General features: G+C 63.8%; 24 protein-coding genes. 18 read left to right on the top strand and 6 right to left on the bottom strand.

What is annotated here, in order from left to right:
* Positions 1 to 29: 29 nt before the first annotated feature.
* The 3 genes from ACZ2GY_RS14095 to ACZ2GY_RS14085 all read left to right on the top strand — a co-directional run bounded on the left by ACZ2GY_RS14095 (position 30) and on the right by ACZ2GY_RS14085 (position 2,114).
* On the top strand, positions 30 to 449 hold the full coding sequence (locus tag ACZ2GY_RS14095; RefSeq protein WP_471672170.1) for a ChaB family protein: 420 nt from the start codon (positions 30 to 32) through the stop codon (positions 447 to 449).
* Between the two features lie 119 nt (positions 450 to 568).
* A complete protein-coding gene (locus tag ACZ2GY_RS14090) occupies positions 569 to 1,627 on the top strand; it encodes an iron-siderophore ABC transporter substrate-binding protein (protein WP_471672169.1) in 1,059 nt (352 codons plus the stop codon).
* 181 nt (positions 1,628 to 1,808) lie between these two features.
* The gene (locus tag ACZ2GY_RS14085; protein ID WP_471672168.1) at positions 1,809 to 2,114 is read left to right on the top strand and encodes a PRC-barrel domain-containing protein; all 306 of its coding nucleotides are present in this window, start codon (positions 1,809 to 1,811) and stop codon (positions 2,112 to 2,114) included.
* A gap of 77 nt (positions 2,115 to 2,191) precedes the next feature.
* On the opposite strand, the gene ACZ2GY_RS14080 is transcribed toward ACZ2GY_RS14085, so the two are convergent.
* From ACZ2GY_RS14080 to ACZ2GY_RS14065, 4 genes are all read right to left on the bottom strand, one after another.
* Positions 2,192 to 2,425: a DUF6480 family protein gene (locus ACZ2GY_RS14080; RefSeq protein WP_277357411.1), complete on the bottom strand. Its 234-nt coding sequence runs from the start codon at positions 2,423 to 2,425 to the stop codon at positions 2,192 to 2,194.
* Positions 2,422 to 2,694: a hypothetical protein gene (locus ACZ2GY_RS14075; RefSeq protein ID WP_277357410.1), complete on the bottom strand. Its 273-nt coding sequence runs from the start codon at positions 2,692 to 2,694 to the stop codon at positions 2,422 to 2,424. The genes ACZ2GY_RS14080 and ACZ2GY_RS14075 overlap by 4 nt, the downstream gene beginning before the upstream one ends.
* A 100-nt stretch (positions 2,695 to 2,794) precedes the next feature.
* Positions 2,795 to 4,180 carry a dihydrolipoyl dehydrogenase family protein gene (locus tag ACZ2GY_RS14070; protein ID WP_471672167.1) on the bottom strand — a complete coding sequence of 462 codons (1,386 nt, stop codon included), beginning with the start codon at positions 4,178 to 4,180 and terminating at the stop codon, positions 2,795 to 2,797.
* 42 nt (positions 4,181 to 4,222) lie between these two features.
* The gene (locus ACZ2GY_RS14065; RefSeq protein ID WP_277357408.1) at positions 4,223 to 5,536 is read right to left on the bottom strand and encodes a DUF2252 domain-containing protein; all 1,314 of its coding nucleotides are present in this window, start codon (positions 5,534 to 5,536) and stop codon (positions 4,223 to 4,225) included.
* A 53-nt stretch (positions 5,537 to 5,589) separates the two neighbouring features.
* On the opposite strand from ACZ2GY_RS14065, the gene ACZ2GY_RS14060 reads away from it, so the two are divergent.
* The 4 genes from ACZ2GY_RS14060 (at position 5,590) to ACZ2GY_RS14045 (ending at position 8,596) form a co-directional block, all read left to right on the top strand.
* Positions 5,590 to 6,420, top strand: a complete 831-nt coding sequence (locus ACZ2GY_RS14060; RefSeq protein ID WP_471672166.1) for a CPBP family glutamic-type intramembrane protease — start codon at positions 5,590 to 5,592, stop codon at positions 6,418 to 6,420.
* Between the two features lie 90 nt (positions 6,421 to 6,510).
* Positions 6,511 to 7,710 (top strand): mechanosensitive ion channel family protein, encoded by a 1,200-nt coding sequence (locus tag ACZ2GY_RS14055; RefSeq protein WP_471672165.1) that lies wholly within the window; start codon positions 6,511 to 6,513, stop codon positions 7,708 to 7,710.
* A 65-nt stretch (positions 7,711 to 7,775) separates the two neighbouring features.
* Entirely contained in the window at positions 7,776 to 8,153 is a 378-nt protein-coding gene (locus tag ACZ2GY_RS14050) for a DUF7793 family protein (RefSeq protein ID WP_471672164.1), read from the top strand.
* Between the two features lie 17 nt (positions 8,154 to 8,170).
* A complete protein-coding gene (locus ACZ2GY_RS14045) occupies positions 8,171 to 8,596 on the top strand; it encodes a DUF7793 family protein (protein WP_471672163.1) in 426 nt (141 codons plus the stop codon).
* A gap of 6 nt (positions 8,597 to 8,602) precedes the next feature.
* Here ACZ2GY_RS14045 and ACZ2GY_RS14040 read toward each other — a convergent pair whose 3' ends face one another.
* Complete coding sequence (locus ACZ2GY_RS14040) at positions 8,603 to 9,637, bottom strand: NAD-dependent epimerase/dehydratase family protein (RefSeq protein WP_471672162.1); 1,035 nt, start codon at positions 9,635 to 9,637, stop codon at positions 8,603 to 8,605.
* A gap of 120 nt (positions 9,638 to 9,757) precedes the next feature.
* On the opposite strand from ACZ2GY_RS14040, the gene ACZ2GY_RS14035 reads away from it, so the two are divergent.
* The 7 genes from ACZ2GY_RS14035 (at position 9,758) to ACZ2GY_RS14005 (ending at position 16,634) form a co-directional block, all read left to right on the top strand.
* The gene (locus ACZ2GY_RS14035; RefSeq protein ID WP_056544491.1) at positions 9,758 to 10,864 is read left to right on the top strand and encodes a YihY/virulence factor BrkB family protein; all 1,107 of its coding nucleotides are present in this window, start codon (positions 9,758 to 9,760) and stop codon (positions 10,862 to 10,864) included.
* Positions 10,861 to 11,289, top strand: a complete 429-nt coding sequence (locus ACZ2GY_RS14030; RefSeq protein WP_056544487.1) for a four-helix bundle copper-binding protein — start codon at positions 10,861 to 10,863, stop codon at positions 11,287 to 11,289. Before ACZ2GY_RS14035 ends, ACZ2GY_RS14030 begins: the two co-directional genes overlap by 4 nt.
* A gap of 9 nt (positions 11,290 to 11,298) precedes the next feature.
* The gene (locus tag ACZ2GY_RS14025; protein WP_056544484.1) at positions 11,299 to 12,294 is read left to right on the top strand and encodes a glutathione S-transferase family protein; all 996 of its coding nucleotides are present in this window, start codon (positions 11,299 to 11,301) and stop codon (positions 12,292 to 12,294) included.
* 192 nt (positions 12,295 to 12,486) lie between these two features.
* Positions 12,487 to 13,539 (top strand): FecCD family ABC transporter permease, encoded by a 1,053-nt coding sequence (locus ACZ2GY_RS14020; protein ID WP_471672161.1) that lies wholly within the window; start codon positions 12,487 to 12,489, stop codon positions 13,537 to 13,539.
* Positions 13,536 to 14,603, top strand: coding sequence for a FecCD family ABC transporter permease (locus ACZ2GY_RS14015; RefSeq protein WP_428831002.1), 1,068 nt, complete (start codon positions 13,536 to 13,538; stop codon positions 14,601 to 14,603). Before ACZ2GY_RS14020 ends, ACZ2GY_RS14015 begins: the two co-directional genes overlap by 4 nt.
* A 1-nt stretch (position 14,604) precedes the next feature.
* Complete coding sequence (locus tag ACZ2GY_RS14010; protein WP_471672160.1) at positions 14,605 to 15,492, top strand: ABC transporter ATP-binding protein; 888 nt, start codon at positions 14,605 to 14,607, stop codon at positions 15,490 to 15,492.
* Entirely contained in the window at positions 15,489 to 16,634 is a 1,146-nt protein-coding gene (locus ACZ2GY_RS14005; RefSeq protein WP_471672159.1) for a siderophore-interacting protein, read from the top strand. Before ACZ2GY_RS14010 ends, ACZ2GY_RS14005 begins: the two co-directional genes overlap by 4 nt.
* Before the next feature lie 38 nt (positions 16,635 to 16,672).
* Here the strand turns inward: ACZ2GY_RS14005 and ACZ2GY_RS14000 are convergent, their stop codons facing one another.
* The gene (locus ACZ2GY_RS14000; protein ID WP_471672158.1) at positions 16,673 to 17,683 is read right to left on the bottom strand and encodes a diacylglycerol/lipid kinase family protein; all 1,011 of its coding nucleotides are present in this window, start codon (positions 17,681 to 17,683) and stop codon (positions 16,673 to 16,675) included.
* Positions 17,684 to 17,792: 109 nt separating this feature from the next.
* On the opposite strand from ACZ2GY_RS14000, the gene ACZ2GY_RS13995 reads away from it, so the two are divergent.
* Genes ACZ2GY_RS13995 through ACZ2GY_RS13980 form a run of 4 tightly spaced genes read left to right on the top strand, consistent with a single transcriptional unit; the run spans position 17,793 to position 20,524 of the window.
* Positions 17,793 to 18,053: a hypothetical protein gene (locus ACZ2GY_RS13995; RefSeq protein ID WP_471672157.1), complete on the top strand. Its 261-nt coding sequence runs from the start codon at positions 17,793 to 17,795 to the stop codon at positions 18,051 to 18,053.
* Positions 18,054 to 18,058: 5 nt separating this feature from the next.
* Positions 18,059 to 18,862, top strand: coding sequence for an SGNH/GDSL hydrolase family protein (locus ACZ2GY_RS13990; protein WP_277357397.1), 804 nt, complete (start codon positions 18,059 to 18,061; stop codon positions 18,860 to 18,862).
* Between the two features lie 28 nt (positions 18,863 to 18,890).
* Positions 18,891 to 19,388, top strand: a complete 498-nt coding sequence (locus tag ACZ2GY_RS13985) for a MarR family winged helix-turn-helix transcriptional regulator (protein WP_056546511.1) — start codon at positions 18,891 to 18,893, stop codon at positions 19,386 to 19,388.
* The gene (locus ACZ2GY_RS13980) at positions 19,385 to 20,524 is read left to right on the top strand and encodes a glucose-1-phosphate adenylyltransferase family protein (RefSeq protein WP_471672156.1); all 1,140 of its coding nucleotides are present in this window, start codon (positions 19,385 to 19,387) and stop codon (positions 20,522 to 20,524) included. The genes ACZ2GY_RS13985 and ACZ2GY_RS13980 overlap by 4 nt, the downstream gene beginning before the upstream one ends.
* Positions 20,525 to 20,527: the final 3 nt, after the last annotated feature.

The following is a 20,527-nucleotide window of genomic DNA, read 5'->3' as shown; positions in this document are numbered from 1 at the left end:
CCCACCCGCCATGGAAGGAGCGAAAAGCAATGCCGAAGGTAACGAAGTCAGGCAAGGTCAAGACAAACGAGCTGCCCAGCACTCTGCAGCGGTCGGACAAGTTGGCACAGGAAACCTATGCCCGGACGCTCGACTCCGCGGAGGAACAGTACGGTGACGGCGAACGGGCGCACCGCACTGCGTACAGCGCCCTGAAACACACCCATGAGAAGGTTGGCGACCACTGGGAGCAGAAGGACGCCAAGGGACCCTCCGATGAGCAGGCGGAAGGCGGTCGCGGAACGGCGAAGGAAACCGCCGGCGGGGTGAACGCCAATGCCACCAAGGAGCACCTCTACGAGGTTGCGAAAAAGCTTGAGATTCCCAAGCGCTCAACCATGACCAAGAAGGAACTGGTCGACGCCATCCAGAAGGCCAATGAGCGGGAGACCCGTAAAGCCCGGAACTAGGGGCCAGGCGCCTATTACGCAACACAAACATTTCGTAATAGCACCAAGCGTAGGCTAGCCTTACTTTCGTAACCATTCCGACGGTCCGTTCACGCCGTCTCGAAAGTCAAGGAGCCCTCATGGCCCCCACCCGTGTGCGCGGTCTGATAGCCGCAGCAGCCATCGCGGTACTGTCCCTCTCCGCATGCTCAACCGGTCCGGCAGGCGGCGGCTCGGAAGCAGCCGGAGCCAATGAGGCCGGCTCTGCTGATGTCTTCCCCGTCACCATCGAGCACGCTTTTGGTGAGACCGTTCTCGAGGAAAAGCCTGAACGCGTTGCAACGGTGTCCTGGGTCAATGATGATATTGCGTTGGCGCTCGGCGTGGTGCCCGTTGGAATGCCGGTCAATGAGTACGGCGGAAACGAGCAGGGCTCCGTCCCGTGGAAGGACGCCAAGCTGGAAGAGCTCGGTGCTGCCATCGGCACCGAGAACGCGCCCGTCCAGTACTCCGAGGCTGATGGAATTGCGTTCGACGAGATCGCTGCCACCAACCCCGATGTCATCCTCGCGGCCTATTCCGGTCTCACCGAAGAGGATTACAACACCCTGAGCGAGATTGCCCCCGTTGTTGCCTACCCCGAGGTTGCCTACGGCACCGCGTGGCAGGATTCCACCGCAATGATCGGTAAGGCGCTTGGCCTGACTGAAGAGGCTGAACAGCTGGTCAGCGAGACCGAAGACAAGATCGCCGAGGCCGCGGCCGAGTACCCAGCCATCGCCGGCAAGACGTTCATCTTCGGCAATCTGGAGCCGGCCAACTCCGAGGGCGTGAATATTTACACGGCCAGCGACAACCGCCCCCGTTTCCTCACCCAGATTGGAATGGAGATGGCCAGCGTCGTTGAAGAGAACGCCACCGGAGAGGAATTCTTCATTCCCTGGTCAGCCGAGCGTGCCGATGAGCTTGAGTCCGACATCTTCGTGACCTGGGTTCCGGACGAGGCCACCAAGGAAGCAATCTTCGCAGACCCGCTGCTGAGCCAGATTCCGGCTGTGGAGTCAGGCGCGCTCGTCGCGGATGCCGACAACACCCTCACCCTGTCCATCTCCGCCGCCAGCCCACTGTCCCTGGTCTGGGCGCTGGACAAGTGGCTTCCGATGATCAACGAAGCAGCAGAAGCCGCCGAAGCAGCCTAACGCTCAAGGCAACACCAGTAGGGCAGGCAACACCAGTACGACGCCGGCACGCGCCGGCGGAAGGGCGTTCCACTTCGGTGGGGCGCCCTTTCCGTAGGTCCAGCGAGAGCTCCATCGTTGCCTTTCTGAGCCTCATGCACTGGAATGGTCAGGGTACTTCTCATCGAAGCTCGGAGGCATCATGGACAACCTGGAACTGGAAGAACTGCAGGCCGCCACGGCATGGGATGCCAGCGGAGAAAAACTCGGGAACGTCACCCAGGTGCATCTCGACGGGCTCTCGAACGAGCCGGCCTGGGTGAGTGTTGGTCTCGGTCTGTTGAACACGCGGGAGCACTTCGTGCCGCTCGCAGGCGCCCGGATTGATGGCGAGAACCTTTATGTCGCAGTGTCCAAGGACGCCATCAAGGATTCACCGGACTTGACGGTAGAGGAAGGCCTGACCGCTGACCAGGAGGCTTCCCTGCGGGACTACTACCGGGTCTGAGATTGCAACAGTGAAGCGGCCGTCCCCCATGGGTTTCGGCCGCTTCGCTGTGGAATAGAGCGCCTGACCGAACAGGCCTAGTCGAACAGCCCGACGATATAACCGACAAAGAACAGCAGGCCGAGCAAAACGAAGATACCGATCAGCACCAACCAGATGCGGGACGCGGCCTTCCCGGGTGCACCTTCCTCGTGACCCTGCGGCCCACCGGTGCTCGCCTCTGCCGGAGGAGTCTCACCCGGCGGAACGCCGCCGCCCGGCTCCAGTCCGGTGACCTTGTCTTTCTCCGGATCCGGATTCTGGCTGCTCATCCGAGCTCCTGCCCGGGCTGTTCCGGCGATGCGGATGATGCCGACGCCCTTGGGGTCCAGGACATCGTGATGTTTGCACCCTCCTCGGTTTCACTGAGGTACAGGTGCAGATCTTCCCCATAGAGGTTCTCGTCTTCTACGACATCCCCGGCCTCGTGGGCCAACTCCACCAGACGGCTGATTGCCACGGCCATGGCCCGGCCCCAGTCCTGTGGGTGCTTGCTGTCCGACTCCTCGGTAACTGAAAACTTCTTCTCCGCGCTGCCCATGGCTACTCCTGACTGCCCTCGTGACGATGCTGCGGCTTTCTGCCGTCGCCCGTTGATAAGCAAGCTTTGTAGTGATGCTCGTCCCACAGTAGCAGTCGGGTCACCAGGAGTCTTTCCCTGCTCCCCGCACCGCCTTGCGTGCAGCGTGGCCAATGATTGAGCTGTAGGTAGGGTAGGCGAACTTCACGCGGGCCAGCGTGGCGACATCAGTACCGGCCGCCATTGCGGACGCAACGGCCTGAATGACCTCTACCGCATTCTCGCCCACCGCGTGCGCACCAAGGATCAGCTCGCGGTGCCTGTCGGTGACCAGTTTCAGGAACCCCTGCTCCCGGTCATCAATGATGGGACGCTCCACGGAGCCATAGGGAACAACGACGACGGCGCACTGGGCGTCCCGCTCCCGGGCCATCGCCTCGGTGAGTCCCACCCCCGCGTAATCCGGATCCGTGAAGCCTCCCTCAGGGAGCAGATGGTGCGGTGTGGTGCGGTGTGCGCCCAGGACCGCGTTCTCCGCAGCTGTTTCACCCTCGAAGACTGCCGCCTGCACCAGCATGGAGGTTCCGTTAGCGTCACCGGCAACAAAGACGTGCGGCACACTTGACCGAAGGTAGTTGTCCACCGGTATGGCTCCCCGGGCGGTGGCGACGCCCGCAGCCTCCAGCCCGAGACCAGAGATGTTCGCGGGCCAGCCGGCTGCCATGATGACCGCTCCCACGCGTGCTGACTGCGCGCCGCCGGTTCCCTGCCAGCGGATCTCCAGGGCGCCGTCGTCATGCTTTTTGATGCCGTCCACACCGCCGATGCCGACATCCACGGTCACGCCGCGGGAACGGAAGCCGTCCGTGACGGCGGTGGAGACGTCGTGGTCCTCGGTGGTGAGGATGCGCGGCGCAAGGTCCAGCAGGGTGACCCTTGAGCCGAGGGCATCAAAGATGGTGGCCAATTGCGCGCCGGTATGACCGCCGCCGATGATCGCGACTGAGTCCGGCAGTTCGGGGAGGTCGAGGACATCGGAGGGAAGCACCGCGTGCTCAGCCCCCGGGATGGGAAGCCGTCGTGCACTTCCGCCCACGCACAGGATGACAGAGGCGGCGCTGACCGGGCGCCCGTCAATCGACACCTCATGCGGTGAGGTGAAGGACGCCTCACCCTTCAGCAGCGTGATGTCCAGCTGCTGCATGGCCTCGCCGTAGCCCTTGGCATCCAGAACGCGGTCCACGGTGGTTCGGACCCGGCGAATCAGTTGCTGCCAGTCCACGGCGGGCTCATGCACCACAATCCCGTAGTCCCGCGCAGTGCGTACTTCCCGGTACAGGCGGGCGGTTTTCGCGAGCACCCGCGTGGGCACGCAGCCCGAGTTCACGCAGGTTCCGCCCAGCCGCGCACGCTCGACGACGGCGGTACGTGCTCCCAGCTCTGCCGCCCGTGTTGCTGCCGCCATGCCCGCGGGGCCGGCCCCGATCACCAGTACATCGAAATCCATAACGACCTCTTCCTGACCGCAACTTTTCGCGCAGACAATCACTCAGGTGGACGGAACGCCCGGAATGCGGTTTTCCCGGAACGCATCGACGAAGAGCGCGTGATCATCACGGACCGTCCGCGCATAGTCGAGGGAGAACGTCAGGATGTCCTCGATAAACTCCTCACGGCGCCCCTCGATTACCTGCATGATGGCCCGTTCCGTCTGGAAGTCCACCAGGTCCTGGTCGCTGTCCTCGTCCGAGGCGCAGTGCACCTTGGCGGTGGCCCTGCCCAAATCCACGAGCACTGGCTCAATCTCGTCCGGCTCGGTGAGGTTATCCCAACGCAGGTCCGCCTTGTAGGGGGAGAGCTCATCAACCACAAACCCGACGCCGTCCACGGTGGTATAGCCGAGGAACGTGTCGGTGTGGACCTGTAGGGCCCGCTGGCTGATGACAGTGCGGTGGCCGTCATGCTCGAAGTACGAGCGTACCCGATCATCCGTGACGATGCGGCTGGGCGCGGCCTTGTTTCCCTGTTTCATCGAGATGATGATGTCGTTTTCCAAGGCCTCGTTGAAACCCTCGATGAGTACGTTGTATGCAGGCAAACCTGCGCTGCCGATGCCGAAACCCGAGCTGCCGACGATGTCCTTGACGTTGTAGAAGATTTCCCTGTGGGACCGCTTGTCTTCGGGAATGGTGCTGAGGTATTCCTCGAACGCCTTCGCCACCATGGCGTGCTCCGCTTCCTCGAGCCTGCGGGTCTTGCGGTTGTTCTGGAAGTGGCGCTCGTGGTCTTCCACGAAGGTCATCGCGTCGAGCAGATCGGTGCGCCGCGAAGCGCGCGCCGTAAGCAGCACCGAGTGAATGGTGCCCGAGGTGTTGCCGAGGTGAAGCGCGAAATCATCCTGCCCGGCGTCGTCGTAATGTTTCACCTGGTCGAGGTAGGCGGAAAGGTACGTGCGGGCCAGGGAGCGCACGGCTTCCTCCGGAAGCGCCTTCTGCCAGCACATCAGCGCCAGCGAGGTTGTGAACCGGCGCAGGTCCCAGGAAAAGTGGCCGAGGTAGGCCTCGTCGAAGTCGTTGATGTCGAAGGTGAGCTGGCCCGTACTGCTCATGTAGGTGCCGAAGTTCTCCGCGTGAAGGTCCCCGTGAATCCAGATTCGGCTGGTGTTGTCATCAGCCCACTCATCCGTCATCTCGCGCATGTCCGCGTAAAACAGGCAGGCGCTGCCGCGGTAGAACGCGAACGGATCAGCCGCCATCTTGCGGAACTTGGTCCGGAAGCCGTGCGGGTCCGCTTCCATCAACGGTTTGAACGCCTCGACCAGGGTGTCGGCGATGAGCGATTCGCGTTCGCTGTTCTCTACCATTTCGACAGTCTAGGGGTGCGCCGTGACAGCGGGGCAAGGCGTAAGCTCAAACCATGATCACCACGGCGAGCCTTGACGCGCGCCCCCGGGTACTTCCTGTCGTCGCAGCCGCGCTCGTATCCGCATCCGGCTTCCTCATCTTCGCGCTCGAGCAGAGGATTCCCGGCTATCTGATACTTGCTGCAGCGCTGGCAACTGCCTACTTCAGCGGCAAAGCACAGCATGGCAAGAGCCTTTTCAGGGATCTGCTGCTGCTGGCCATCGGTCTCGTCATCATCAGCGCCGTCCCCATCACCACCGACATCAGCTTCAGCCACATGGCCGTCATGGGTACGGCCATGATCCTGGCCGTCGCGGTGCCCTACCTGCTGTCCCGCTTCGTGTTCAGGGACCACGCCATCCGCTTCCCGGTCCTGACGGGCCAAAAATGGAACCGGACGGAACGCTGGTACCTGCTTGCCGTCGTCGTTATCGGGTATGTGCTCATGCCGGTCTATATGATCCCAACCGGTGTCTACGAGAACTGGCCGGCGGCCTCAGACCCGGGAACCATAGCGCGGTTGTTCCTCGGCACCAACGTCCTGGGGATCTGGGATGAACTGTTCTTCATCTGCACCGCGTTCACGCTGCTGCGCCGTCATCTTCCCGACTGGCAGGCCAACCTCCTGCAGGCGGTCCTGTTCACCTCGTTCCTGTGGGAGTTGGGCTTCCACTCGTGGGGCCCGTTCCTCATCTATCCGTTCGCCCTCATTCAGGCGTGGATCTTCTCGAAGACGAAGTCGCTGAGCTACATCGTGAGCGTGCACCTGCTGTTCGATTTCGTGCTCTTCCTCGTACTGCTGCACGCGCACAACCGGGAGTGGTTTGCGATCTTCCTCTACTAGGTACCGACCAGTCCTCAACAGCCCGTCCGGTCCTCAACAGGTGGAAGCGGGATTGGACTGACCCCCGGGGACATCTGAGACGGTAGGGGAATGGATTTTCTCGAGGTGCTCACCCCATTCCTGGCCGTGGCGGGCGCGGTACTTGCCGCCGTCGTACTGGGGTGGATCCTGCGCCGGGTGGCAACACGTTCCCTCCGGAAAGTGCCGCAGATTCAGGAGGTCACCCGGAAATCGCGTGCTCCGCTGCAGGCTGTACTCGCGGTTCTCGGCATCCGCATTGCCCTCGGCGCCACCGCCCGGGACACCGCCTGGTACCCGCCCGTGGACTACGCGCTGGTGCTGGCGCTCATCGTGTCCCTCGCGTGGCTGCTGGTCACGGTGCTCTCGATCGTCGAGACGGTGGTGTTGCGCCACTACGAAAACTCCAGCCGCGATAACCGGCGTGCCCGGCGGCTCAAGACGCAGATCATGCTCGCCCGGCGGGTTGCAGTTGCCGTCATCATCACCCTCACGCTCGCCACTGTGCTCCTGACCATCGACGAGGTCCGCGCGCTGGGAGCCGGAATTCTGGCCTCTGCCGGTCTCATCTCGATCGTCGCAGGGCTCGCCGTCCAGAGCTCCCTGAGCAACGTGTTCGCCGGAGTGCAGTTGGCCTTCACGGACGCGATCCGTGTGGAGGATGTGGTTCTTGTGGAAGGCGAGATGGGGACAATCGAGGAGATCACCATGACCTACGTGGTGGTCCAGTCCTGGGATGAACGCCGCCTCATTCTTCCCTCCACCTATTTCACCTCCACACCGTTCGAGAACTGGACGCGCCGGCGCTCCGAGCTGCTGGGAACAGTTGAGCTGGACCTCGACTGGCGCGTGCCGATCGAGAATATGCGTGTCCGGTTGCGCGAGATCCTCGACGCATCCGAGCTGTGGGACAACCGCACCGGCACCCTTCAGATCACCAAGGCCACGGACGGCATGGTCCGCGCCCGGATCCTGGTGAGCGCGGCAGACAGCGGAGCTTTGTGGGACCTGCAGTGCCTGGTCCGTGAGCAGATGGTCGGCTTCCTCCAGAGCCGGTTCCCCGACGCGCTGCCGCGCCAGCGCTGGGAGGCGGTGTCGCCGTCGTCATCGGCTGCGCCAACCAGTAACCGCGCAACCAACGACGACGCCGGCAAGCACCCCAGCGACGGCCGCCTCTTCACCGGCTCCCCGGAGGCAGAGAAGAGACGAGCGGACTTCAGCGGACCGGGCGAGGATGTGCTCGACGAGCGGGAGGCACGCACAGGATCCTGACGCAGCCGTGTGAGGTGGGATACATTTGCCTCCGGAGCAGCTGAGCGCGGGAGGGGTTGAACGGAGTGGAGTCTGGCCGCCGTTTCACCCTTGCCCTCGAGAACGGCTGTGTCCGCGTGGAGTGGAACGAGGGCATCACGGTCACCGAGCAGGATGCACTGGATCTGGTTCAGCGGCTGGAGGAAGTGAACCCGGGGCGCTGCGATCCGATGCTAGCGATCCTGAACTCAATGGTTTCGGTGGAGGCCGCAGGGCAGACTGTCTTTGCTGAGCACCTGAACGTGGAGGCGCTGGCACTGGTTGGACCAACAGCGGTAGACCGGCTGATTGCCGCGTTCTTCGACGGCGTTCACCGTCCGCGATACCCCACGCGTTATTTCTCTGACCCGGAAGCCGCGCTTGACTGGCTGCTGACACCGGGACACTACACATCTGAAATGTAAATGCTGGGGGACAGTGAATGCTGGGGGACAACCGAATCATGGCACCGATTTCCAACGACAATCTGCGCGACGCCGGCCTGCGCTTCGAGCTGACGGACGAGGGCGCGTTCCTTCGGCTGTGCTGGAACCCCGGAATAGTCATGGAACTGCGGGACGTGCAGGCGAGCGTGACGGCCGTGGAGGCAGTCTCGCCCTCCTGCAGGCGTCCGCTGCTTGTGCACATTGACCTCGTCGACGGGATAAGCGCGCCGGCCCGGAACCTCCTGCTGGAGGAAACGTGCTCCAGCCGTACGGCGGTCCTCGGAACGGATGAGGTGGCGCGTGTGATGACCGCTTTCAACTATCGCGCTGCCACGCCCAGCCAGTACTTCACCGATGAGGCGGAGGCGATCGAGTGGCTCACCTCCGAGGGTGAGGACGGCTTCGGCGCTGGCGGAGGATAAGGCCCGTCAGCCACCGGGACGCAGGCTGGGGGAGCCGTGCACTCCCACGCCACCTGCCAGACCGTCAATCACCTCGCGCATCGCCGCAACCGAGGACCGCGAAGGCTCCCAGCCGAGCAGCGTGCGCGCCCGGTCAGTGTTCATGACCGGAGCCTGCGAGGCCATGTCGATCCACCCGGGATCAGTCGCCTGGATGTGCAGCGCCCAGGACGCCGCCACCACCGCACGCAGCACGGGGACCGGCAGATCGAACACGCGCTTCGCGCCCAGCAGGCCGCCCAGCAGACGCGGCGTCAGGATAGGATCCGCAGCAATGTTGAAGGGCCCCGAAGCCCGCTGGTCGACAATCCGCCAGTAGGCATCGGCCATATCCGCCGCGTGCACCGCCTGGAACACAAGCTCCGAGGGAATCGGCAACACCGGCAGGCTCAGCTTGTTGAGTATGGCTTTCGGGATGAGCGGCCCCAGGAAGTACCGCCCGATTTCCTCGCCGGCGTCGGCCTGGAAAATGAGGCCGGGACGCACCCTCGCCACAGGAATCTCCGGAAAGTCCCGTTCGAACGCGTCCAGCAGGGCCTCCTGCTCGGCCTTGTGCCGGCTGTAGTGGGACGTTGCGATACCGCCGGTCGGCCAATCTTCAGTCACCACCTGATCCTTGCGCGCAGGGCTGTACGCCCCCACCGAGGATGCGCAGACGAAGTGCCGTACGCCGGCGTCCGCGGCTGCATGCAGCGCGTTTTCCGTGCCGGTCACATTGGTGCGGTGCATCGCCTCCTCATCCCGGTTGGGCTGGATGGCCCAGGCAAGATATACGACGGCGTCAGTCCCCTTCAGCGCGTCGGTAAGCTTTGCGCGCCCGGCGTCAGTGCCGACGTCGGCCGTGTGCCACTCGACGCCGCCGTAGGGAGCGTGATCCTGCGAAGGCTTCCTCCGGGAGATGCCAACCAGCTCAATGTCCGGGTTTTCCAGCCGGGCCTGTTGAAGGCGGCGGAGGAGCGCCGTCCCTACGTTGCCGGTTGCCCCGATAACAGCGATGCGCATGTGGAACCCTTCAATCGATGTGCGGCCTGAAACCCACACTAAAGGGTCGACCACTTATTGCAATAGTAAGTATCCTTATGGTTCGGTTGGTGTAGGCAATTCTGAACCGGAGGTAGAAACGTGACCACTAAAGATCCCGCGAAAGCGGATTCGGCGGAGGAAGCCACGCAAGCCAAGGCGGCCTCGAGCCCCCACCCTGATGACTCGCGAAAACCGGACGCACCGACTGACCTTGCCAAGCCGGCCTGGGGCTACGTCTTCAAACGGACCGTCAGCGAGTTCGGCAAGGACCAGTGCACGGACCTAGCGGCTGCACTGACGTACTACGCAGTCCTGGCGATCTTCCCGGCGTTGCTGGCGCTGGTTTCCATCCTTGGGTTCTTCGGACAGGCCGGCACCACCACGGACACCGTGCTCAACATTCTCGGGAACGTCTCGTCGCAGGCCGAAACCACGCTTGAACCCGTCATTACGCAGTTGGCCTCGTCGGAGACCGCAGGCCTGACGTTCGTCATCGGCCTCCTTGGCGCCCTGTGGTCGGCTTCGGGATTTGTCAACGCATTCTCGCGGGCAATGAACCGGGTCTACGAGGTTGAGGAAGGGCGCCCGTTCTGGAAGCTGCGTCCCGTCATGCTGCTGATCACCGTCGTCGTACTGCTCCTGGTGGTCCTGATGGCGCTGCTGCTGATCCTCTCCGGGCCGGTGGCCGAAGCAATCGGCGGCGCAATCGGTCTCGGCTCAACAGCCCTGACTATCTGGAACATCGCCAAGTGGCCGGTCATGGTGTTTTTCGCAGTGCTGATGATCGCGGTGCTGTACTACGCGACGCCGAACTTGCAGCAGCCCAAATTCAAATGGGTGAGTATTGGGTCACTCATCGCGCTTCTGGTGCTTGCCCTCACAACGTTCGGATTCTCCTTCTACGTGTCCAGATTCGGCAGCTACCAGGAGACTTACGGCGCCATTGCCGGCGTCATCATCTTCCTGCTGTGGCTGTGGCTCGCGAACCTCTCACTGCTCTTCGGAGCGGAGTTCGATGCCGAGCTGGAACGCGGCCGCGAACTGCAGGCGGGAATTGAGGCGGAAGAGACAGTGCAACTTCCTCCGCGGGACACCAAGGCCGCGGAGAAGAAGCGCGACAAGCAGATCGAACTGGTAGACAAGGGACGCGAACTGCGCCAGAAGTACGGACGCGATCGCGATGCCCGGACAAGGAGTAAGTCATGACCCATATTGCAGACATGATCATCGCCCACCCGCACCCCTCCGGGCATCTGGAGGCCGGAGACCTCGCAATCGCCATTGAGGCATGCCTGGACTGTGTGGCATCCTGCGGCAGCTGTGCAGACGCGTGTCTCGGCGAGGAGGGTATTGCTGACCTTCGGCACTGCATCCGAACGGACCAGGATTGCGCTGACATCTGCCTGGCCACTGCCCGGATGCTCCAGCGCCAGGGTGGCCACCATCCCGCCGTGCTGGCGCCGCTGCTCGAGGCGTGCCTGCAGGCCTGCCGGAACTGTGCTGAAGAATGCGAGCGGCACGCCTCCATGCACGATCACTGCAAGATCTGCGCGGAGGCTTGCCGCCGCTGCGAAGCTGCCTGCTCGACGCTGCTCGAGAAACTGCGCTCCAGCGGCGAATCCAGCCACTAGGGTGGCACCATGAGCGAATCCGAACACAGCACGAAGGGCGCGTACGTGGACTCCGGCAAGGAATTCAAGCGGGATACGGCCTACATCGAAACGCGGATCACACGGGACGGTGCCGACGGTTTTGCGGTGGAACCAGGCCGTTACCGGCTCATCGCCGCCCGCGCCTGCCCTTGGGCCAACCGGGCAATCATCGTGCGCCGGCTCCTCGGGCTCGAGGAAGCTATCTCGCTTGGAACGCCCGGGCCTACGCATGACAAACGCTCCTGGACGTTCGATCTTGATCCGGACGGCAAGGATCCGGTGCTCGGGATCGAGCGGCTCCAGGAGGCGTACTTCAAACGGGACCCGGATTACCCGCGCGGCATTACCGTGCCCGCGATTGTCGATGTCCCTACCGGCGCCGTGGTCACCAATAACTTCCCGCAGATCACCCTGGACTTCTCTACTGAGTGGAAGGAATACCACCGCGAGGGAGCTCCGGAGCTCTACCCGGAGGAGCTGCGTGAAGAGATCGACACCGTCAACAAGCGGGTGTTCACCGAGGTCAACAACGGCGTGTACCGGTGCGGTTTCGCCGGCTCGCAGGAGGCGTATAACGATGCCTATGACCGTCTCTTCGCGGCGCTGGACTGGCTTGAGGAGCGTCTGACCAACCAGCGCTACCTCGTCGGCGATTCAATCACCGAAGCCGATGTGCGGCTCTTCACCACCCTGGTGCGCTTCGACCCGGTCTATCACGGGCACTTCAAGTGCAACCGGAACAAACTGACCGAGATGTCCGCATTGTGGGGATACGCGCGGGACCTCTTCCAGACGCCGGGCTTCGGAGACACCATCGACTTCGAGCAGATCAAGAAGCACTATTACATCGTGCATGAGGACATCAATCCCACGCAGATCGTGCCGAAGGGTCCCTCCCTGGAGAACTGGCACAGCGAGCACCAGCGCGAACGCCTGGGCGGCAGCCCGTTCGGGCGCGGAACCGCGCCGACCGCTGCTCCCTGACAGGAAATTTTGTGCAGCTCTGGTGAGTCCGGCAGCCGTCGGGCTCACCGGAGCTGCACAAAATTTCCGGGTTATGTTTCCAGAAATAGGGAACATAACCGTTTCCTAATCCAGCCATGCATAGGCTAGCCTTACTTAAGTCCGTTCCGGTGATCGTCCGGCGAATTCAGGTGTTGGCTCAAGGAGGCATGCATGGCACTCGATGCGCCTGCCTCCTCGGCCGTTCTCCCCCCGCAGCGCACATCGAAGCGGCCATCAGCACGTGGCCTGAAGCTCATCGCTGCCATTGTCCTCCTCGTCATCGCCAGTGCTGCGTCCCTGGCGATCGGAGCCCGGCCGATCAGCATGGAAACCCTGGTCCAGGCACTCACCGCCTTCGACCCTGCCAACGGAGACCACGCCGTGGTGGCCTCCCGCATCCCGCGGACCATCGTGGGCCTGCTCGCCGGAGCCGCGCTCGGACTGGCCGGTGCAGCCATGCAGGGCGTTGCCCGAAACCCCCTCGCTGATCCCGGTATCCTCGGCGTCAACTCCGGCGCAGCGCTCGCCGTGGTGCTCGGCATTTTCGTCTTTGGCGTCACCAACTTCACCGGCTACATCTGGTTCGCCTTCCTCGGCGCCGCAGTTGCCGCGGTCCTCGTCTACGCGATCGCGAGCCTGGGACGCGACGGCGCCACTCCCGTGAAACTGGCCCTCGCCGGTGCAGCGCTCTCCGCGGGCATGGTCTCTCTGCTCAATGCAGTGCTGGTCTCCAGCCAGCAGACCTTCGATACGTTCCGGTTCTGGCAGGTGGGTTCCGTTGCCGGCCGAGGCTGGGACGTTATCGTTCCGGTGCTGCCGTTCCTCGCGTTTGGATTCATACTCACCCTGCTCACCGGCAAGGTCCTGAACAGCCTGTCCCTCGGCGATGACATTGCCCGCGGACTCGGCCAGAACGTCACCCTAGCCCGCGCTCTCACGGCACTCGGCGTCGTCGTACTCTGTGGAGCCGCTACCGCGGCTGCCGGCCCGATCGGCTTCATCGGGCTGGTCATCCCGCACATGGTGCGCTCGTTCACGGGTCCTGACTACCGGTGGATCCTGCCCTTCTCAATGATGCTGGCGCCGGTTCTGCTGTTGTCCGCGGATATCCTTGGCCGCGTCATCCTTCCGCCCGGCGAGGTGCAGGTTGGCATCCTCACGGCTGTCATCGGCGCTCCGGTGTTCATCTGGCTGGTGCGGCGCCGGAAGATGGCCGAGCTATGAGCCTCGCCACCCGCCCCACCCCCACCGCTGAACGTACGGGTAACGAGACTTTGGTTCTCCCGAATCGCCGCCACCTGCGCATCCGGCGCATGGTGAAAATCGGTGCACTGGCATTCCTTGTCGTTGCCCTCAGCGCCGTCACGCTCCTGCTGGGCCGCTACACCGTAACCATCCCCGACTTCTTCCGCATCGTGGCAGGCGCCGACATCCCGGGCGCCAGCTTCATCGTGATGGAGAACCGGATCCCGCGTGTTTTGATCGGCATCATGATCGGCGGCGCCTTCGGGGTGGCCGGTGCGGTGTTCCAGACAATGCTGCGCAACCCGCTCGCCAGCCCGGACATCATCGGGATCAGTTACGGAGCCAGCGCGTCAGCTGTCTTCGCAATCGCGTTCCTCGGTGCTTCCGGCCTGGTGCTGTCCGGTTTCGCGATGGCCGGAGCACTCGCTGTTGCCCTGGCCATCTACTTCCTGTCCCGGCGCGGCGCGGTGGCCGGCTATCGGCTCATTCTGGTGGGTATCGGGTTCTCAGCGGTCCTGCAGTCAGTGGTCAGCTTCCTGCTGACGCGCACCGACATCAGGGTTGCATCAGATGCACTCACGTGGCTCAATGGCTCGCTCAACTCGAGCAACTGGGACCGGGTGACCATACTGTTCCTTGCGTTGGCGGTCCTGACGCCCGCCGTCGTCGTACTGTCCCGTTCGCTGCGCGGGCTGGAACTGGGGGATGACACCGCAGCCGGCCTGGGCGTGAACGTGGAGCGCTCACGGCTGGCCCTCATTGTCACCGGCGTACTTCTGGCGGCGGTTGCGACGGCGGCAGCCGGACCGGTTGCCTTCATCGCGTTCCTCTCCGGGCCGATCGCGCGGCGTTTCCTCGGCGGCTACCGCCCGCTGGTGACTGCCGCGCTGGTCGGGGCCGTGCTTGTCCTCGCGGGAGATTTCCTGGGTGCCAACCTGATTCCGGGTGTCTCCCTGCCGGTCGGAGTAATTACGGGCGTCCTCGGCGCCCCGTTCCTCCTCTGGCTGCTCGCTACATCCAACCGCTCAGGCCAGGGAGGCTGACATGAGGTTGCACGCTGAAAATCTGACCCTTGCGTATGACAACCGCCGGGTAGTTGAAGACCTGACGGTGGAACTGCCGGCAGGGAAGGTCACCGTCATCGTCGGGGCGAACGCATGCGGCAAGTCCACGCTCCTGCGCGGCCTGGCGCGGCTGCTCAAGCCGGCGGCCGGCACTGTGCTGCTGGACGGCAAGGACATCCATTCGCTCTCCACCCGTTCAGTGGCGAAGACCCTTAGCCTGCTTCCACAGACGCCGATCGCGCCGGACGGCATCGCCGTAGTGGATCTGGTGGGCCGCGGCCGCTACCCCCACCAGGGCTGGTTCCGCCAATGGAACACGGACGACGACGCCGCGGTCGCCTCCGCGCTGCGCGTCACCGACACTATTGAACTGGCTGACCGCAACGTCGACGAGCTGTCCGGCGGTCAACGCCAGCGTGTCTGGATTGCGATGGCGCTGGCGCAGCAGACCGACATCCTGCTGCTTGACGAGCCCACCACCTTCCTCGACGTGGCGCATCAGGTGGAAGTCCTCGACCTCATCACTGACCTGAACCGCAGTGCCGGCACAACGGTCGCCATTGTGCTGCATGACCTCAACCTCGCTGCACGGTACGCGGATCACCTCATCGCAATGAAGGACGGCCGGATTGTTGCCGAGGGACCACCGTCAGAGGTTGTTACGGAGGCGACCGTGGCGGACGTCTTCGGTCTGGAATCCCGCGTCATTCCGGATCCCGTCTCGGGTACTCCCATGGTGGTGCCCCTGGGGCGGCACCACTCAGCACCGAAAAACGTAACCACAGAAACCACCCGGGATGGCATCGCGGGTTTTTTAGCGAACCCGCAGGACGGGCTACCCGCACTGACAATGGAGGCAGCATCGTGACAGAAGTCAGTACCCGCCGTAACCGCAGCGCGGCGGCACCGTCAAAGACTTCCGCCGGGAATCAGGCGGTCATCCCGGCTGTCCGCGCCTTCAACGTGGTGGTGAACCGCGTGGAGCGCATCAGTTCGAACTTCCGGCGCATCACCTTCGGCGGGGCTTGCCTGTCGGATTTCGGTGTGCAGGGTTCTACCCTGGACCTGCGCATCAAGGTAATGATTCCGCCGGCCAACGGCGAGTGTGCCGATCTGGGGGCCCTGATGGACGGCGAGGGCAGCGGCTGGTACCAGCAGTGGCTGTCCCTTGAGCCGTCAGAACGCGGTGACATGCGCACCTATACGGTCCGTGATTCCCGCTGTGATCAGGAGACTCCCGAGCTGGACGTCGACTTCGTGATGCACTTCGATGCAGCCGGCAACGGCGGACCGGCTTCCCAGTGGGCCGCTGCGGCTGAACCGGGGGACCGGGTGTGGCTGATCGGGCCGAACATCCATGCCGCAAGCTGCTCCACTGCCGGCGCCTACGGAGGTATCGAGTGGCGTCCGGGGCTGGCCCAGAATGTATTGCTTGCAGGCGATGAGACCGCTGTCCCGGCGATCAGCGCCATCCTCGAGTCGCTGCCGAAGGACATCAAGGGTCACGCTTTCCTGGAGGTTCCGCATGGCTCGGACTGCCAGGACATCCAGACCAGGTCCGGGGTAGGCATCAGCTGGCTGGTGCGTGGCGGCCGGCCGCACGGTGAACTGCTCGACGCCGCCGTCCGGCAGGCCGTCAGGGTTCCGGGCTGGGTATCCCTGTCCGCACCGTTCCGCGTCAGCCTCGGAAGTGACACCCCGTCCGGCCAGGCGCTCGCTGCAGCAGCCGGCAGGGCGGGCGGACCGGAGCGTGCAGCCGGGCCGGAACCGGAGGACATCGACGTCGACAAGACCATCCTGTGGGAGACCCCGCAACTCCTGGACGCAGCTGCCCTTGACGGCTCCCTCAACCCGGACAGGCCCTCCGGCGCATTGCCCTTTTACGCGTGGATCGCGGGCGAAGCAGCGGTGGTGCGCGGCCTGCGCCGTTACCTGGTGCGCGACGTCGGCATCGACCGCAAGCAGGTCGCGTTCATGGGCTACTGGCGCCAGGGCAAAGCCGAGGGCTAGTACACACGGGCGCTACCCAAGCCGAGGGCTAAAGCGCCTTACGGCGTCGGGTCGGCGAGGATCGCCGGGTCCTTCTTCCCGTAGGGCATCCGCAGCCTCAGGGAGTTCGGCTCCACCCGGAAAGCCATGTGTGTGCCCTTGCCCAGGGAGTCTCCGTCCAGCTCGATTTCCAGCGGGGTCTCAGACTCCACCTCGGCAGTTTTGCACTGGAAGTACTCGAGTGAGGGGTCCTTGCCCTTTCCACGCGCAAGGAGCTTGCCGAGTACAGCAAACCAGCCTAACTTTCCGCTCGGCGCAATGGTCATGATGTCCAGCAGTCCGTCATTGAGTTTCGCGCCCGGGAAGATTTCCAGCCCGCCCATGATCTTGCCGCAGTTTCCGCCCATGACGCTGCGCAGGCGGCGGGTGACACGCTTGCCGCCGTCAATTGAGATGGAAACCTTGGACGGCTTTCCGGGAAGGTTCCGGATGCCGGCGTCGACATAGGCAAGCCAGCCCACCTTGTCCTTCAGGTCATCCCGGGTATCCGCCATCACCGCCGCGTCAAAGCCCAGCCCGGCCATGACCAGAAAAACGTGCGCGTCCTGAGCCCTATCGACGTTCACATGCACAACGTCGATCATCCGCTCCGTACCTCCGAGCGCAGCTTCGACGGCTCCACGGGGATCATCGACGTCGATATCGAGGTTGCGTGCAAGGAGGTTGCCGGTGCCCAGCGGCAGCAGGCCAAGTGCCGTCGCGGTGCCTGCCAGCTCTTCCGCCACGCACCGGACGGTGCCATCGCCGCCGGCTGCAATAACGACGTCGACTCCCGCCTTCAGCGCTTCCTGCGCCTGGCCGTGGCCCGGGTCATCCTCGGTGGTCTCCAGGAACAGGGGTTCCGCCCAGCCCTGTTCGAGGCTCAGCTCGGTGACAATCGCCCGGATATCCTCGTCGGTGGGCTTGACTGGATTGAGAATCAGGGCTGCGCGCCTGGTCCGGGATTTCGGCTGGCCTTCGGCTTCAGGAGTGCGCTGCTGTTCAGACTCGGTATCCGGCAAGGAAGTCATAGGTTTTCTCCTGACGAGGGGTTTGTTCCCGAGCTTAGCGTCTGCGCCTGTCACGTGTACGCGCGGCCGCGCGGGACTATGCTGGGTGGGCAAAACAGAAGGAGGAGCCATGACTCAGGATCAGCCCGGCGCAGACGAAGCCAAGGGACAGGAAAACGGCGGGCAGGAGGGCAACCCCTTCGGCGGGTCTCCTACTTTCCCCGACCCTTCGAATACGCGCGCTACGGGCAGCACCACCGGCTTCAACGGCTCCTATGGGGAGACCGAGCACCACACCCAGCACGAGTACGACGCCGAGCACCAGCAGGAAAGCTCAGAAGCTGATTCCGGAAGCGATGCCAGGAACAGCGGCTCCAGGAAAGAGGACTAAGAGCATTGGGCGAAGAAACCACCTCTTTTACTCACCGTTACGTCGCACTCGGGGATTCGTTCACTGAAGGCGTGGGGGACTGGGACCCACGCAGTCCCAATGGCGTGCGGGGATGGGCTGACCGCGTCGCCGAGCAGCTGATTCTCGCCGACCCGTCCTGGGGCTACGCCAACCTCGCCATCCGCGGCCGCAAGATGCGGCAGATCCTCGGTGAGCAGGTGGATGCGGCGCTTGCGCTCAAGCCCACGCTGGTGACCATCTACGCCGGCGCCAATGACATCCTGCGGCCCTCCATTGATCTCGACGCACTGTTGGCAGAGTACGACGCCGGAATCGCCCGCCTGCGCGCCAGCGGTGCCGCGGTGGTGCTGTTCACGGGGTTCGACTCGTCGAAATCAGCAGTCTTCGCCAAGACCCGGGGCCGGACTGCGATCTACAACGAACTCGTCCGTGAAATCGCTGACCGGCATGATGCCGAGATCGTGGACTACTGGCGGATGCGGGAATTCCAGAACTGGGGGTACTGGGACGTGGACCGAATGCACATGGCCGCAGCCGGCCACACGCTGATGGCAGCCCGGGTTCTGGAAGTCCTGAAAGCCGCACACAGCATCGAGGTTCCCGAGCTTGAAGCGCGGCCTGCAGCAACCCGCCTCGCCCAGCTCCGGACGGACGCGCTCTGGGCCCGCGATTACCTGGGGCCCTGGGTGGGCAGGCGGCTGCGCGGGCAGTCTTCCGGAGACACTGTGACCGTGAAGTATCCCGAGCTGACCCATCCGGTGTGGACAAAGGAAACCACGTCCCCGTGACGGCGGCGCTTCTGAAAGAATGGGAACCATGACAGGCGCGCGCTGGTTGAATCCCGCGGAAAGACAGGCATGGCTTGCCCTCTACGGGGTGGCTACGCTGTTGCCGGGCACGCTGGACGCAGACCTAAACCGCCGTGCCCGGGTGACTCTGTTCGACTATCACGTCCTTGCCATGCTGTCCGAGGCTGAGGAGCGCACACTTCCCATGAGCGAACTCGCGGGCCGTTCCAATGCCTCGCTGTCACGGTTGAGTCATGTGGTCACCAAACTGGAGAACCGCGGTTGGGTGCAGCGGAGCCAAAGCACCCGTGACCTCCGGGTCACCACAGCCACCATCACGGCCGAGGGGCTCACCAACCTGCAGGAACTGGCGCTCGAGCACGTCGAGCACGTCCGCCGGCTGGTCTTCGACGGGCTTGATGAGCGGGATATCGCGGATCTCGAGCGGGTGGGCAAGAAGATCCTCGCGCGGCTCGATGAGACGCATTGGATCCTCAAGCAATCGCAGCCCGTGGGATCGGCATGACGGAGCCGTCTGTCCTGGCCATCATCCTCGCCGGCGGTACCGGCGGGAGGTTGGGTGCGCTGACGGACGGCAAGGCCAAACCCGTGGTTCCGGTGGGCGGAACCTATCGGCTGATCGACATCCCGCTGTCCAACCTCCACCACAGTCACATCTCGGATGTCTGGGTGGTGGAGCAATACCAGCCGAAGTCCATCAACGACCACCTCGCGAACGGCCGCCCCTGGGACCTCGACCGCACCAACGGCGGTCTGCGGGTGTTACCGCCCTTTCAGGGGGACCACGGCGAGGGGTTCGCAGCGGGCAATGCGGACGGCCTCTACCGGCAGGCGGAATTCATCCGCGAATTCAATCCGGATCTGGTGCTTGTACTCAGTGCAGACCACCTCTACCAGCTCGACTACCGCGACGTGGTGAAAACCCATCAGGAGACCGGTGCTGTCCTCACGATGGTCACCACGCAGTTCGACGGCGATGCCTCCCAACATGGTGTAGCGGAGGTGGAGAACGGCAGGGTCACAGGATTCCAGTACAAGCCCGAGGAACCCCGCACCGATGTGGTGGCGGCGGAGATCTTCCTCTATTCCACGGACGTGCTGCTGGACACGCTGGCCGAACTGCACCAGCGCGACGGCGAGCTGAAGGACTACGGTGACCAGCTCATCCCGCATCTGGTGGAGCACTTCACCGTCGCCGAGCATCGCCTCGAGTCCTATTGGCTGGACCTCGGCACACCGAAGAACTACCACCGTGCACACATGGACCTGCTCGCTGGGGACGGTCTGGCATTCGATGATCCCGCGTGGCCGATCCTGAGCGCCAGCCCGCGCCGCCTGCCTGCTTTCATCACTGATACCGCGCAGGTGGGATCAAGCCTCATCTCCCCGGGTGCCACTATCTCCGGAAACGTCCGGCACAGCGTGATCGGGCCGGACGCAGTGGTGGAGGAGGGCGCCGTCGTCGAGCATTCGGTGGTGCTGAATGGTGCCCACATTGCCGCCGGTGCGGTGCTGCGCTGGACCATTGTCGATGCCAACGCCCAGGTTGCTCACGGTCAGGAGCTCGGGGAATCGGACGCGATCACCGTCGTTGACGTCGATGGAAACGCGACGCGCCCGGACGAGTCGGACGGCAGCTGAGGC

This window comes from Arthrobacter sp. KKT183, from assembly GCF_055657625.1.
This window is presented reverse-complemented; position numbering and strand designations above follow the sequence as displayed.

What these genes read in the sequence shown, in the direction of transcription:
- ACZ2GY_RS14095 (WP_471672170.1), top strand. Translation starts at nt 30, where the DNA reads ATGCCGAAGGTAACGAAGTCAGGCAAGGTCAAGACAAACGAGCTGCCC.
- ACZ2GY_RS14090 (WP_471672169.1), top strand. Translation starts at nt 569, where the DNA reads ATGGCCCCCACCCGTGTGCGCGGTCTGATAGCCGCAGCAGCCATCGCG.
- ACZ2GY_RS14085 (WP_471672168.1), top strand. Translation starts at nt 1,809, where the DNA reads ATGGACAACCTGGAACTGGAAGAACTGCAGGCCGCCACGGCATGGGAT.
- ACZ2GY_RS14080 (WP_277357411.1), bottom strand. Translation starts at nt 2,425, where the DNA reads ATGAGCAGCCAGAATCCGGATCCGGAGAAAGACAAGGTCACCGGACTG.
- ACZ2GY_RS14075 (WP_277357410.1), bottom strand. Translation starts at nt 2,694, where the DNA reads ATGGGCAGCGCGGAGAAGAAGTTTTCAGTTACCGAGGAGTCGGACAGC.
- ACZ2GY_RS14070 (WP_471672167.1), bottom strand. Translation starts at nt 4,180, where the DNA reads ATGGATTTCGATGTACTGGTGATCGGGGCCGGCCCCGCGGGCATGGCG.
- ACZ2GY_RS14065 (WP_277357408.1), bottom strand. Translation starts at nt 5,536, where the DNA reads ATGGTAGAGAACAGCGAACGCGAATCGCTCATCGCCGACACCCTGGTC.
- ACZ2GY_RS14060 (WP_471672166.1), top strand. Translation starts at nt 5,590, where the DNA reads ATGATCACCACGGCGAGCCTTGACGCGCGCCCCCGGGTACTTCCTGTC.
- ACZ2GY_RS14055 (WP_471672165.1), top strand. Translation starts at nt 6,511, where the DNA reads ATGGATTTTCTCGAGGTGCTCACCCCATTCCTGGCCGTGGCGGGCGCG.
- ACZ2GY_RS14045 (WP_471672163.1), top strand. Translation starts at nt 8,171, where the DNA reads ATGCTGGGGGACAACCGAATCATGGCACCGATTTCCAACGACAATCTG.
- ACZ2GY_RS14040 (WP_471672162.1), bottom strand. Translation starts at nt 9,637, where the DNA reads ATGCGCATCGCTGTTATCGGGGCAACCGGCAACGTAGGGACGGCGCTC.
- ACZ2GY_RS14030 (WP_056544487.1), top strand. Translation starts at nt 10,861, where the DNA reads ATGACCCATATTGCAGACATGATCATCGCCCACCCGCACCCCTCCGGG.
- ACZ2GY_RS14025 (WP_056544484.1), top strand. Translation starts at nt 11,299, where the DNA reads ATGAGCGAATCCGAACACAGCACGAAGGGCGCGTACGTGGACTCCGGC.
- ACZ2GY_RS14020 (WP_471672161.1), top strand. Translation starts at nt 12,487, where the DNA reads ATGGCACTCGATGCGCCTGCCTCCTCGGCCGTTCTCCCCCCGCAGCGC.
- ACZ2GY_RS14015 (WP_428831002.1), top strand. Translation starts at nt 13,536, where the DNA reads ATGAGCCTCGCCACCCGCCCCACCCCCACCGCTGAACGTACGGGTAAC.
- ACZ2GY_RS14010 (WP_471672160.1), top strand. Translation starts at nt 14,605, where the DNA reads ATGAGGTTGCACGCTGAAAATCTGACCCTTGCGTATGACAACCGCCGG.
- ACZ2GY_RS14000 (WP_471672158.1), bottom strand. Translation starts at nt 17,683, where the DNA reads ATGACTTCCTTGCCGGATACCGAGTCTGAACAGCAGCGCACTCCTGAA.
- ACZ2GY_RS13995 (WP_471672157.1), top strand. Translation starts at nt 17,793, where the DNA reads ATGACTCAGGATCAGCCCGGCGCAGACGAAGCCAAGGGACAGGAAAAC.
- ACZ2GY_RS13985 (WP_056546511.1), top strand. Translation starts at nt 18,891, where the DNA reads ATGACAGGCGCGCGCTGGTTGAATCCCGCGGAAAGACAGGCATGGCTT.
- ACZ2GY_RS13980 (WP_471672156.1), top strand. Translation starts at nt 19,385, where the DNA reads ATGACGGAGCCGTCTGTCCTGGCCATCATCCTCGCCGGCGGTACCGGC.